12 protein-coding genes are annotated in these 12917 nt (G+C 68.2%); all 12 read right to left on the bottom strand.

What is annotated here, in order from left to right:
• Window positions 1-11: 11 nt before the first annotated feature.
• The 12 genes from NGK62_RS21170 to NGK62_RS21115 all read right to left on the bottom strand — a co-directional run bounded on the left by NGK62_RS21170 (window position 12) and on the right by NGK62_RS21115 (window position 12688).
• Window positions 12-1724: a thiamine pyrophosphate-binding protein gene (locus tag NGK62_RS21170; protein WP_251880202.1), complete on the bottom strand. Its 1713-nt coding sequence runs from the start codon at window positions 1722-1724 to the stop codon at window positions 12-14.
• The gene (locus NGK62_RS21165) at window positions 1721-2650 is read right to left on the bottom strand and encodes an HpcH/HpaI aldolase/citrate lyase family protein (protein WP_251880200.1); all 930 of its coding nucleotides are present in this window, start codon (window positions 2648-2650) and stop codon (window positions 1721-1723) included. Before NGK62_RS21165 ends, NGK62_RS21170 begins: the two co-directional genes overlap by 4 nt.
• Window positions 2647-3930, bottom strand: a complete 1284-nt coding sequence (locus NGK62_RS21160; protein ID WP_059379744.1) for a TRAP transporter large permease — start codon at window positions 3928-3930, stop codon at window positions 2647-2649. The genes NGK62_RS21165 and NGK62_RS21160 overlap by 4 nt, the downstream gene beginning before the upstream one ends.
• A gap of 4 nt (window positions 3931-3934) precedes the next feature.
• Entirely contained in the window at window positions 3935-4414 is a 480-nt protein-coding gene (locus NGK62_RS21155; RefSeq protein ID WP_059379745.1) for a TRAP transporter small permease, read from the bottom strand.
• On the bottom strand, window positions 4414-5409 hold the full coding sequence (locus NGK62_RS21150) for a TRAP transporter substrate-binding protein (RefSeq protein WP_059379746.1): 996 nt from the start codon (window positions 5407-5409) through the stop codon (window positions 4414-4416). Before NGK62_RS21150 ends, NGK62_RS21155 begins: the two co-directional genes overlap by 1 nt.
• A 35-nt stretch (window positions 5410-5444) precedes the next feature.
• Window positions 5445-6581 (bottom strand): YncE family protein, encoded by a 1137-nt coding sequence (locus NGK62_RS21145; protein ID WP_118932001.1) that lies wholly within the window; start codon window positions 6579-6581, stop codon window positions 5445-5447.
• Window positions 6578-7390, bottom strand: coding sequence for an ATP-binding cassette domain-containing protein (locus NGK62_RS21140; protein WP_251880198.1), 813 nt, complete (start codon window positions 7388-7390; stop codon window positions 6578-6580). Before NGK62_RS21140 ends, NGK62_RS21145 begins: the two co-directional genes overlap by 4 nt.
• The gene (locus NGK62_RS21135; RefSeq protein WP_059379749.1) at window positions 7387-8385 is read right to left on the bottom strand and encodes an ABC transporter ATP-binding protein; all 999 of its coding nucleotides are present in this window, start codon (window positions 8383-8385) and stop codon (window positions 7387-7389) included. Before NGK62_RS21135 ends, NGK62_RS21140 begins: the two co-directional genes overlap by 4 nt.
• A 4-nt stretch (window positions 8386-8389) precedes the next feature.
• Entirely contained in the window at window positions 8390-9259 is an 870-nt protein-coding gene (locus NGK62_RS21130; RefSeq protein WP_059379750.1) for an ABC transporter permease, read from the bottom strand.
• Window positions 9256-10173 (bottom strand): ABC transporter permease, encoded by a 918-nt coding sequence (locus tag NGK62_RS21125; RefSeq protein ID WP_059379751.1) that lies wholly within the window; start codon window positions 10171-10173, stop codon window positions 9256-9258. The genes NGK62_RS21130 and NGK62_RS21125 overlap by 4 nt, the downstream gene beginning before the upstream one ends.
• Window positions 10174-10259: 86 nt before the next feature.
• A complete protein-coding gene (locus tag NGK62_RS21120; protein ID WP_054454475.1) occupies window positions 10260-11765 on the bottom strand; it encodes an ABC transporter substrate-binding protein in 1506 nt (501 codons plus the stop codon).
• A gap of 188 nt (window positions 11766-11953) precedes the next feature.
• Window positions 11954-12688 carry a FadR/GntR family transcriptional regulator gene (locus NGK62_RS21115; RefSeq protein ID WP_059379752.1) on the bottom strand — a complete coding sequence of 245 codons (735 nt, stop codon included), beginning with the start codon at window positions 12686-12688 and terminating at the stop codon, window positions 11954-11956.
• Between the last annotated feature and the right edge of the window lie 229 nt (window positions 12689-12917).

Genomic DNA, 12917 nt, shown 5'->3' with positions numbered 1-12917 from the left:
GTCCCTCTGTGTCAGTGGCTGGCGGCGGCATTGCGGGCCAGCGCGGCCTCGCGGATGCCCATCAAGGTTTCGCCCGGCGAAATGCCGTTGGCGTCGTAGCGGATTTCCAGCAGGGCCGGCATGCTCTCGCGTTCGGCAAAGGCCAGCGCGCGCTCGAAGGCGGGGCCGAAGCTCGCCGTGTCTTCCACGGCCTCGCCATAGCCGCCGTAGCCGCGGATGATCTGGGTAAAGTCCGGGTTCTCGAAGGACAGCGCAATCGGGCGCGCCGGAAACTCGCGTTCCTGGTGCGCGCGGATGGTGCCCCAGATGCCGTTGTTGAACACCAGCACCACCACGCCCAGACGGTATTGCAGCGCCACGCCCAGTTCCTGCATGTTCATCTGGAAGCAGCCGTCGCCGGCATAGCAGACCACCGTGCGCTTGCGGTCCTCCAGCTTGGCCGAGATCGCCGCCGGCAGGCCGTAGCCCATGGAGCCCACGGTAGGCGTGAGGCTGGTGCCGGGGCCGGCATAGCGGCGATAGCGGTGGGGATACAGCGCATAGTTGCCCGCGCCCACGGTGATGCAGGCGTCGGCCGGCACGTGCGCGTCGACGTAGGCGGCTGCCTGGTCCAGGCTCATGGGCCCGGGCGAGGGCAGCGGCTTCAGACTGTCGACCAGTTCCTGGTGCGCGGCGCGCACCGCCTCGCCGCGCGCCGTCTTGTGGCCGGGGACCAGGCCCGCCACGCTGGCGGCGAAGCTGGCTACGTCCGCCACGATGGCCTGGGTCGGCGAGAACACGCGACCCAGTTCGGCGGCATCCGGATACACATGGATCAGCTGCTGGCGCGGCAGCGGGCTCTCGATGACGGTATAGCCTTCGGTCGTGGCCTCGCCCATGCGCGTGCCCACGGCCAGCACCAGATCGGCGTCGCGCAGGCGCTGGCGCAGTTGCGGCGTCATGGCCCAGCCGACGTGGCCGGCCGCGTTGGGGTGGCGTTGGTCGAAGCATTCCAGGCGGCGCCAGGCCGTGCCTACCGGCAGCTCGAAGCGCTCGGCGAAGCCGGCGATCTGGTCGATGGCGGTCTGGTGCCAGCCGTTGCCGCCCAGCAGCAGGAAGGGACGTTCGGCGGCGTCCAGCAATTGGGTCATGCGGGTCAGGTCGGCAGCGCCGGGGTGGCTGTGCACGCGCGGGTAGCGCGGCAGGTCGGCCACGCGGGCGCGGCCCCACAGGGTGTCTTCGGGCAAGGCCAGCACCACGGGGCCGGGACGACCGCTGGTGGCCACGGCGAAGGCGCGCGAGATGTACTCGGGGATGCGGTCGGTGCGGTCGATCTGCGCCACCCATTTGGCCATCTGGCCGAACATGCGGCGGTAGTCGATTTCCTGGAAGGCTTCGCGCTCCATGAAGTCGTTGCCCACCTGGCCCACGAACAGGATCATCGGGGTGGAGTCCTGGAAGGCGGTATGCACGCCGATGCTGGCGTTGGTGGCGCCCGGGCCGCGCGTGACGAAGCAGATGCCGGGTTCGCCGGTCAGCTTGCCGTAGGCCTCGGCCATGTAGGCCGCGCCGCTTTCCTGGCGGCAGACGATGGCTTCGATGGCATCGGTGTGGTCATTCAGCGCGTCGATGCAGGGCAGATAGCTTTCGCCAGGAATCATGAACACGCGGCGCGCGCCATGGATGCGCAGCTGCTGCATCAGGATCTGACCGCCATTGCGTTCGGGAATTGCTGCTGACGTCATGCGGAGTCTCCTTGTTGCGGGACGGCCTGCGCGCGGCGCTCGGCGGCCCATCGTTCGAATTGGTGATGGCGCGCCAACAGGCGGCGCGCGGTGTTGTAGACAGGCGGATCGATGCGCTCGGCGTCGTGGCGGCCGGCGCGCTGGGCTTCATAGCGGGCGACGCAATCGTGGGCTGCCATGACTTCGTCCGGGGCGGGCGTGAAGACGGCGTGGATCAGCCTGACCTGGTCGGCCACGGTGGCGCACTTGGACTTCAGGCCCATGCGGCGGGCCCAGCGCACGTCGGCTTCCAGCGCCGGCATGTCGCGGTAGTTGAACGGGCAGTCGATCGGCAGGCAGCCTGCCGCCGTGCAGTCCAGCAGGAAGCGGGCGCGCAGGTGATGCAGTTCGATGCCGTCCTTGCCGCGTTCAGCGCCCAGGCTGGCGGTCAGGTCTTCGGCCGCCAGCAGGCAGGCGGAGACGCGCGGGCTGGCGGTCAGGATGTCATAGGCGCGGTGCACGCCCAGCGCCGACTCCAGCGTGGGCACGATCTCGGTGCTGCCGGCGGGCAGGCCCAGTTCGGCCTCCAGCGCGGTGATCGCCTGGTCCAGCGCGGCGATCTGTGCCGCGCTTTCGGCGTGCGGCAGGAACACCGCGTCCGGCGCGCCCGGCATCACGCCGCGCAGGTCCGCCAGGCCGTCGTCCTCAAGCTTGTTGATGCGCACCGCGGCCACCACGCCCAGGGCGCGGCAACGGCCGAACAGCTCCGCAATGAGCGGCCGCGCGTCCGGCCGGTCCGCGGGAGCGGTGAACTCTTCCAGGTCCGCGACCAGCGCATCGGCGCCGCTGGCCAGGCCGTCGGCCTGGGCATTGGCGTCGAATCCGGGCACGAACATCCAGCTGCGGCGCAGGAAGGGGGGACGGCGGGAGGGGGTGATAGGGGTCATTGCACGTGCCTCGGCAGGAACAGCACCAGTTCAGGTACGAAAGTCAGCAGCAGCATGACCGCGGTCATGGCCAGCATCATCCAGGACAGCGGGCGCAGGGTCTGCATCATGTTGATGCCGCCGATCTTGCACGCGGCCATCAGGTCGACCCCGACCGGCGGCGTGTTGGCGCCGATGGCCATGTTGATCGACAGCAGGATGCCGAAGTGCACGGGATCGATGTTGTAGTGCGCCAGCACCGGCATCACGACCGGAGCCACGATGATGATGACCGGAATCGCTTCCATGAAGGTGCCCAGGAGCAGCAGCACCACGGTCAGCACCAGCAGCACGGCGGTCTTGCTGTCGGTCCATTCGACCAGCAGCGTGGACAGCGCCTGCGGCACCTGCTCGGCCACCAGCACCCAGGCGAACAGGCCCGACGCGCCGATGATCAGCAGGATGGACGCGCTGCTTTCACCGGTGGACTTCAGGTTGTCCCACAGCGACTTCAGGCTCAGCGTGCGGTACCAGAAAAAGCCGATCAGCAGGGCGTAGATAATGGCGCTGGACGCGGCCTCGGTGGCGGTGAAGATGCCGAAGCGGATGCCGCCGATGATCAGCACCGGCACCATCAGCGCGGGCAGCGCGTCGACGGCGGCGGCGCGCAGCTCGGTCCAGCTGAACGGCTGGCCCCCGGCCCAGTTGTGCTTGCGCGATTGCCAGATCGCCACGCCGATCAGCGACAGCCCCAGCAGGATGCCGGGGATGATGCCGGCCACGAACAGCTTGCCCACCGAGGTGTCGGTGATGGTGCCGTAGACGATCAGCACGATGCTGGGCGGGATGATGGTGGAGGTGGCGCCGGCGCTGCCGACCAGGGCGCAGGAAAAGCCCTTGTCGTAGCCGCTGCGGGCCATGGCGGGCAGCAGCAGGCTGCCGATGGCGACCACGTCGGCCACGCCCGAACCCGATAGCGCGCCGAACATCAGGCAGGCCAGCACGGCCACCACCGCCAGGCCGCCCTTGATGTCGCCGACGATGGCGGCGCACAGGCGCACGATGCGCTGCGTCAGGCCGGCGCCGTTCATCAGCTGCGCGGCCAGGATGAAGAGCGGAATCGCCAGCAGCGTGAAGCTGTCCAGCCCCACCACGTACTGCTGCGCCGCCACCATCATGGGCGCGGAGTCGAAGACCGCCAGATAGGCCAGGCAGGACAACACCAGGCCGAAAGCGATGGGCATGTCGATCAGCACCGTGATCGTGAACACGCCCATCAGGAAGAGAGCACCCGTAGACATCTGGTTATTCCTTTGCAGCGGCGGGAGCGGGAGAGAACAGTTGCGCCAGGTGCACCACGATGGTGATGGCGCAGGCGAAAGGCAGCGCCAGGTAGACGGCGCCGGCGGACACGTCCAGCGCGGGCAGGGTCTGGTCCATGGTCAGCTCGGCCAGCTGCCAGCCGGCGTAGCCCAGCGCCGCCAGGCCGACGATGATGAGGGTCTGGTTGATGCGTTCGAAGACGTTCAGGATGCGGGGATTGCGCACCACGAACGGCAGCAGCCCGGCCATCAGGTGCGAACGCTCGAAGCTGCAGACGACGCCGCCGATGAAGGCCGACCACACCAGCACCAGCCGCGGCAGTTCCTCGGCCCAGTGCGGCGTGGTATGGGTGACGAAGCGGGCGAACACCACGTAGGAGATCAGGATCGCCAGCAAGGCCACCGCCAGGGCGGCGAAGGCCTTGCTGATGCCCGACAGGATCGCGGACAGTCGGTTGAGCATTACTTGGCCTCGCGGTACTTCTGCACCAGCGCCATCAGCTCGGGGCCGTAGGTGACCGAGTAGGTCTTCCAGACCGGCTCCACCGTGGCGGCGAAGGCAGCCTTATCGACCTCGTTGACCTGCATGCCCTTTTCCTTCAGCTGGGCGATGTACTGCTGGTCGCCGTCGGTAATCATCTGGCGCTGGGCGTCGCGCCACTTGTCGGCGGCCGCCTGCACGATCTTCTTGTCCTCGGCCGAGAGACGGTTCCAGACCGGCTTGGAAATGATCAGGTTGGCCGGACCCCAGACGTGGCCGGTCAGCGACAGGTACTTCTGCACCTCGAAGAAGGACGAGGTGTAGATGATGGACAGCGGGTTCTCCTGGGCGTCGAACACCTTCTGCTGCAGGGCCGAATACAGTTCGCCGAAGGCCAGCGGCGCGGGGTTGGCGCCCAGCGCGGTAAAGGTGTCCAGGCGCATCTTGTCGGGCGTGACGCGGGTCTTCAGGCCGGCCAGGTCGGCGGGCTTGGCCACCGCGCCGCGGTTGTTGGTGACGTGGCGAAAGCCGTTTTCCCACCACGAGATGATGGTCAGGTTCTTCTTGTCGGCCAGCTTGGCCAGGGCCTCGCCGAGTTCGCCGTCGAAGGCCTTGTAGGCCTGCTGCGAAGTCGACCAGGTATAGGGCAGCTCGACCACGCCGAACTTGGGTTCGATGGGCTGCAGCGAGCCCGAGCCGATGATGGCCGCGCCCTGGCTGCCGATCTGCAGGCCTTCCAGCATGGTCTTTTCATTGCCCAGCTGGCCGCTGGGGAACAACACGAAATTGACGCGGCCGGCGGTCTTTTCCTTGACCTCGGCGGCGAAGCCTTCGGCGGCCTTGTTCCAGCTATGGCTGGGCGCCAGCACGTGGCCGAGCTTGATGTCCAGGGCATGGGCCGACAGCGGCGCGAGGCCGGCGAGGGCGAGCAGGGCGGCGGCCAGCAGGGCCGGTTTCTTTTGAGGAGCGGTGGTCATGGCGGAACTCCGGGAGCGGGGTGGGATGGGTAGGGTCAGTAGGATTGGGCGCGCATCGAAGCGGGCCGTCCGGGCAGGGCGATGCGGGTGCCGGTGTCGCTCAGGCCGTGGTCGTCCACGGCGAGAACCTGCATTTCGGCATCCAGGAAATTGCCGACGTAGAGGTAGCGGCTGTCGGGGCTGAAGGCCACGCCCTCGGGCAGCGCGCCGACCTCGATGGCGCCGGCGCGGGTCACGGACTGGCCGTCGATGCGCAGCAAAATAATCTGTCCGCGCGGGTGGTGGAACCAGGCGCTGGACGGGTTGTTCGAACCTTGCACGATGGCGACCGCGGCATGGCGTCCGTCGGGACTGATGGCGATGCCTTCCGGGCCGTCCTCGACCATGAGGCGGTCGATCACGCGGGGCGGATCGGCGCGCAGGTCCACCACGCTGACCGAATCCGCATGGCCGTCCGACGCGGTCGGGCTACCCATGTCCACCACCAGCGCCAGCGCGCCGTCGGGCGACACCACCAGGTTGAACGGCACCAGGCCGGTGGTCAGGTCTTCGGCGGGATCGTGGGTCACGAGGGGCGCCGCGCCGCTCTCGTCGATACGCAGCACCCCCAGGCGATGGGTGTCGGTCTTGACCACGAAGGCGCGGCGGCCGTCGGCGGAAAATGACACGGCCACGACAGGGGTGCCTACGTCCACTTCGCCGCAGACCTCGGCGCGCTTGTCCGCAATGCGCAGCACCGACACGGAACGGCCGGCCTTGTTGGCCACCAGCGCCAACGTGCCGGCGCGATTGATGGACAGGCCCGAAGGCTGCAGCCCTATCTCCAGCCGCTGCACGATGGCGGGCGGATTGGCTTGCAGGTCGATCACATACAGGCCGCGGCCCGGTTCGGGCTGCCAGCCCGCGCCGTCGGCGCGCGCGCGCCAGTCCATGGAGTCCGCGATCAGGCCCAGGCGCTGGTCCGGCGTGACCGCCAGGTTGACCGGCGGGCCGAACAGCGAATTCGGCAGCGGCAAGGTGGCGACCAGTTCGGGCACGGCGGGATTCGCGCCGGCATCGTAGACGCACAGGCTGTCGTTGCCGGGGGCAAGGAAACGGATCTGGCCGTCGTCCCAGGTGACCTTTTGGTCGTTGCCGACCAGCAGCAGGTGGCGTTCGCCTTGCGGGTTCATGCCGCGAGCTCCTGCGCCTGCGGCACCGCCAGGGTGGCGCCGATGAGCTGCCGCGTGTACGGGTGGACCGGCTCGAAATATACCTGGCTGGCAGCGCCGCGTTCGACCACGCGGCCGCCTTGCAGCACCACGATTTCGTCGGCGATGTGTTGCACCACGGCCAGGTTGTGGCTGATGAACAGATAGCCCAGGCCGCGTTCGCGTTGCAGCTCCATCAAGAGGTTCAGGATTTGCGCCTGCACCGACACGTCCAGCGCCGAAGTGGGTTCGTCGCAGATCAGCAGCTGCGGCTCCAGCATCAGGGCGCGCGCGATGGCCACGCGCTGGCGCTGGCCGCCGGACAGCTCGCGCGGATAGCGCGCGGCGAAGGCCGGCACCAGGCCCACGGCATCCATCATGCGGCGCACCGCGGCGGCCTGCGAGGCTGCATTGCCGATGCCATGCGTGCGCAGCGGCGCGGTCAGGATTTCGTTGATGGTGCGGCGCGGGTTGAGCGAGGAATACGGATCCTGGAACACCATCTGGATGCGGCGGGCGCGGGCGCGGGCCGGCATCGCGGCCAGCGGCTTGCCGTCCAGCAGCGCCTGGCCTTGCGTGGGCGCCAACAGGCCCAGCATCAGCTTGGCGATGGTGGACTTGCCGCTGCCGGATTCGCCAACGAGGCCGATGGTCTGGCCGGCGGGCACGTGCAGGTCGATGTCATGCAGGATGCGCGGCGCGGGCCGGCGCGAGAACAGGCCGGCGCGGCCGTACTGGAAACACAGCGCGTTCAGGCTGATGCTGGCGGAAGAGACGGTCGGGCTGCTCATGCCGTGGCTCCTAGGCGCAGGGCGCCGGGTTTGATGCACAGGCAGCGGTGTCCGCCCTGCACGCGCGCGGGAAAGGGCTGGGCGCAGCGGGCTTCCGCCGCCGGGCAGCGTTCGCGGAAGGCGCAGCCGCGGATGGCGGTGTCCAGCGAGGGCACGGCGCCGGCGATGGTGGGCAGGTCGGCGCGCGGCGCGGTGCGTCCGGGCTGGGGGATGCAGTTCAGCAGCATCGCGGTATAGGGATGGCTGGGTTGTTCCAGCACCTCGCGCACGCTGCCGCCTTCGACGATGTCGCCCGCGTACATGACGATGACGTGGTCGGCGATGCGCGCCACCAGGCCCATGTCGTGGGAGATGAACACCAGCCCCAGGCCGAACTCGGCCTGGATGTCGCGCAACAGGTCCAGCAGCTCGGCCTGCACGGTGACGTCCAGCGCGGTGGTGGGCTCGTCGGCGATCAACAGCTCGGGGCCGCACATGAGCGCCATCGCGATCATCACGCGCTGGCGCAGTCCGCCCGAGAGTTCAAAGGGATACTGCCGCATGCGGTCGCGCGGATTGGCGATGCCGACGCGGCGCAGCAGGTATTCGGCGCGCTCCTCGGCCGCGCGGCGGCTGACGCGCTTGTGCCGGCGCAGCACGTCGACCAGCTGGGTGCCGATGGGGAACACCGGGTTCAGCGAGGTCATCGGATCCTGGAAGATCATGGCGATGCGCGCGCCGCGCAGCTGCCCGAGTTCAGCGGGCGTGAGCGCGCTCAAGTCCTGGCCCGCGAATTCCAGTTTGGCGACGCGGCGGCGCGCGGCCGCCGGCAGCAGGTCCAGCAGGGCCAGCGCGGTCAGCGATTTGCCGCAGCCCGATTCGCCCACGATGCACAGCGTCTTGCCGCGCTCCAGGCTGAAGTCCACCGCGCGTACCACGTGCTTGACGTGGGTCGGCGTCTGGATGTCGATGTGCAGGTCCTGGACCCGCAGCAAGGGATGGCTGGTATCGGTCATGGCATCAGCCCTTCTTCATTTGCACGGCGCGCAGCGATTCGCCGGCGCGGTTCACGCACAGCACCAGCACGAACAGCACGACGCTGGGAATCACCACAAGAGAGGGCTGGAACAGCATGTTTTCCTTGCCTTCGGCGATCATCAGGCCCAATGACGGCATCGGCGCCGGCACGCCCAGGCCCAAGAACGACAGCGACGCTTCCAGCGTGATCGCCATGGCGGCGTCCACGGTGCCGATGATGAGCAGGTTGCCCACCAGATTGGGCAGGATGTCGCGCCAGATGATCTGCAGGTGGGTGCAGCCCTGCAGGCGCGAGGCCGTGACGAACTCGGCGTTGCGCAGGCCGGCCGCCATGGTGCGGGCCACCAGCGCATAGCGTTCCCACAGCAGCAGGCCCAGCACCAGCACCACCACGGTGAGCGAGGCGCCCACCACCGACACCACGGCCAGCGCCACCAGGATGATGGGCAGCGCCAGGCGCGCGGTGATCAGGAAGGAGACGATGCGGTCCACGGCGCCGCCGAAGTAGCCGGCGGCCACGCCCAGCGTGGTGCCGATCAGCCCGCCCATCAGCGCGACCGACAGGCCGATCAACGCCGACACGCGCACGCCGTACAGCGCGCGCGCCAGCACGTCGCGCCCTAGCTGGTCGGTGCCGAGGATGTGGTTCCAGCTGCCGTCTTCGCCCCAGACGGGCTCTTGCAGGCGCGCCAGCAGGTCTTGCGTGTACGGGTCGTGCGGCACCAGGTAGGGACCGAGCAGGCCGGCCAGCACCAGCAGCGCCAGCACGGCCAGGCCAAGGTTGCGGCCCAGGCGGGCCGCGCGTGCGCCGCGCGAGCGGACGGGAAGGGGGGAGGCGATGACGCTGCTCATGATGAAACTCGCACGCGGGGGTCGAGCCAACCGTTGATCAGGTCGGCGACGAGGGTCAGGACGATGTAGATCAGGGCGAAGATCAGGATCAGCGCCTGCATCGTGGGAAAGTCGCCGCGCAGGATCGAGGTCCAGGCCAGCAGGCCCGCGCCGTTGATGGCGAACACGGTCTCGATGACGACGGAACCGGCCAGCAGCGTGCCCATCTGGGCCGCGGCCAGCGATACCAGCGGCCGCAAGGCGTTGCGCAGCGCGTACTTGAGTACCACGCTGGCGCCGCCCAGGCCCATGGCGCGCGCGGTGCGGATGTAGTCGGTGGCCAGCACGGTTTCCATCTCGGACTTCATCAGCCGCAGCATCGCCGGCATGGCGAACAGCCCCAGCGCGGTCACCGGCATCACGTAGTGCTTCCAGCTGTCAAAGCCCGAGGCCGGCAGCCATTGGTTGCGCACGCTGAAAAGGATGATGAGCAGGAAGGCCAGGCAGAACGGCGGCATGGCCTGGGCGCAAGCCGACAGCAGCATGGTGGCGCGGTCGATCAGCGAGCCCCGGCGCAAACCGGCCGCCACGCCCAGCGGTATCGCCAGCAGCAGCGCGAACAGCATGGCGGCCAGGCCCAGCTTGGCGGTGGCGGGGAAATGCTGGGTCAGCAGTTCGGCCACCGGGCGGCTGAAGTACAGGCTGTCGCCGAAGTCGCCGCGGGCGACGCCGGCCAGCCAGCGGCCGTACTGCACCAGGATGGGATCGTTGAAACCATGCAACTGGGCCAGGCGGGCGGCGTCGGCGGCGCTGCCTTCACCGGCCAGGCGCGCGGCCGGATTGCCGGACGCGAACACCAGCGAGAAGCTGATCAGCGAGACGAACACCACCAGCAGCGCGGACACCACCAGGCGGCGAAACAGGAATGCAATCATGGGGCTTACCTATGACGGAGTGCGCCGCAGCGGCCGGCGTTCCCGCCCGCTCGGGCTGGGGAACGCAGCCGCGCCGGCGGGGCCGGTCAGTTCCAGCGGGCCTTGTAGAAACGCGGGAACTCGTCGCCGTCGACCGAGAAATTCAGGTCCTTGGACTGCACGGCGTTGAGCGAGTGGTTCCACAGCGGCACCCAGTAGGCCTGTTCGGCCACGATCTTCTGGGCGGCGGCGTAGTTCTTGGCGCGCAACTCGCGGTCCACGGAGGTGTCGGCGGTTTCCAGGTACTTGATGACTTCCGGATTGCGCGCCTGGTCGTCCGGGCCGCCGCGGAAGAAGTTGCTGGTCGACAGCGCCGCGTCGGCGATGCCGTAGGAACCCCAGTTGGACGACAGCATGGCGATCTTGCCTTCGCGCCAGTTGGTCATGGCGGTGCCGTATTGCTGCTCGACCAGGTTCAGCTTGATGCCGGCCTGCGCCATCTGCGCGGCGGCGGCGTCCAGGATGGCGCGCGGCGGGGCCGAGATCACCAGGTCCAGGGTCACGCCGTTGGGGTAGCCGGCCTGGGCCAGCAGCTGCTTGGCGCGGGCCGGGTCGAACTTGTAGGACTGCACGTCGGCGGCGCAACCGAACTGCGCCGGGTTGCAGGCCGCGTTGATCACCTTGGAGGCGCCGCCCACCAGGGCTTTGCGGATGGCTTCGCGGTCGATGGCGTAATTGATGGCCTGGCGCACTTCCTGCTTGGCCAGCGGCGACTTGCCGTCGTCCGCGCGCGGGTTCAGCGAGATATAGCTGATGCGCATGATGCTGCTGCTCTTGACCGTGACGGCCGGCTGCTTTTCCATGCGCTTGGCCACGTCCGGCGGCACGCGCCAGATCCAGTCCAGGCCGCCGGACAGCATCTCCGCGTATTGGGTATTGGCGTCCGGCAGCACGCGCACCACCAGCTTCTGCACGGCGGGCTTGGGGCCGAAGTAGTCCTCGAAGCGCTCGTACACGTAGCGGCTGCCGGGCTGGCTTTCCACCAGGCGGTAGGGACCGGTGCCGATGGGCTTGGCGCCCATGTCGGACTGGTTGGCCTCGTAGTACTTGCGCGGATAGATCGGCAGGTTCTCCGACAGCATCTCCAGCGCCAGCGGGTAGGGCGTCTTCATCTTGATGCGGACCGTGTCGTCGGAAGCCTTCTCGGCCTTGGCAATCCAGGCGACCTGATTCTGGAAGCGTGCCTTGTAGCCTTCGGAGGACACCAGGTTCAGCGTGTACAGCACGTCGTCGATGGTCAGCAACGAGCCGTCATGGAACTTCACGTCCTTGCGGATCGGCAGTTCGATGGTGGTGTCGTCCACGAACTTGTAGCCGGTGGCGATGGCCGGGCCGAATTCGCCCGTGTCCTGGTTTTTCTGCAGCAGACCCGAGAAGACCATGCGCGCCAGCGCCAGGCCGGGACGGTCCGATTCCTTGTAGGCGTCCAGCGTGGCGGGCGCCGCGTCGAAGGCGATGTTGAGGGAGTTGTCAGCCTTGTTGGCCTGGGCGGCATGGGCGCCAAGCGCCAATAGCGCCGCGCTCAAAAGCTTCACGGTACGGGTCAGCTGCATGTTTTCACCTTGATGTGTTTTAGGTATGGGACTTACGGGTACTGAGGGTGCTGCGGAACTGCTGTTTGCGTATCGGCGGGCAAGCCGCTCCCCTTGCCGCAGGCGGCGCGTTCTGCGCCGGCGGTGCTTGCACGGGTCGGTAGGGAAAGGGGCCTGGGCGTCAGGCCGGGATTCAGGCGTTCATCAAATCATCGGATCCCAGCGCTGCCGAAGTCTTCCCGCAGGCGGGCCAGGATGCCGACCAGATGGTCGTGCATGGCGTGGCGCGCGCGGATGGGATCGCGGTCGGAAATGGCCGCGAGGATGCGTTCGTGTTCCTGCTGGGCTTCGCTCCACACCTTGGTGGTCACGAAGTGCTCTTCAAGACGGTTGAATACCGGGCTGAGCGTGCTCAGGTGCCAGATATGGGAAATTGCCGCCGCCAGCGCCGCGTTGCCGCAGGCGGCGCCGATCGCGCTGTGGAAGGCGCGGTCGTGCACGCTGGGGGATTCGGTCAGGGACATGCCTTCGTGCGCCGCGCGGATCGCCGCGATCTGGGCCGGCGATGCCTTCTGTGCCGCCAGGGCCGCGCACTCGGGTTCCAGCAGCAGGCGGGTTTCCAGCAGGTCGAAGGGGCCGATGTCGGTCGCTTCGACGCCGTTGGCGGCTGCCGGCGCTTGTTGCGGCGACTGGTACTGGCCGTCTTCGCGCGCCTGGTTCACGAATACGCCCGTGCCCACCCGGACCTCCACATAACCTTCGATTTCCAGCGCGATCAGCGCTTCGCGCACCGAGGCGCGGCTGACCTGCAACTGCTCGGCCAGCTCGCGCTCGGCCGGCAGCCGCCCGCCCGCGGGGAAGTCGCCCGCCTTGATGCGCGCGGCGATCTGGTCGGCAATCATGCGGTAGAGGCGGGTGGAGGCGACGGCCTGGAGAGAGGTCATTGTTGCGTTCGGGTGGATGGTCGGGATGTAGAGGGTAATGGGTCTGCCCGGGCTTGTCTTGCATGGCGCCCCCGGGGAATCTCCGGGAGGGTCTGGATATCTGGTGGCCCAGTGGTCAGGCCACTGGACGAAATGTACCGGAGGCGCTCCGGCTTGTGAACCGGGCTTTTCCATTTTTAGGGAAAACCACTAGCGCGGCATTCGCGCCGCGCCAGCGGGCTTGCGGCCG

This window comes from Achromobacter sp. Marseille-Q4954 (genome assembly GCF_943737025.1).
In the GTDB taxonomy this organism is placed as follows: domain Bacteria; phylum Pseudomonadota; class Gammaproteobacteria; order Burkholderiales; family Burkholderiaceae_B; genus Achromobacter; species Achromobacter bronchisepticus_A.
The sequence above is the reverse complement of the archived record's forward strand: the minus strand, read 5'-3'. Positions and strand labels throughout refer to the sequence as shown.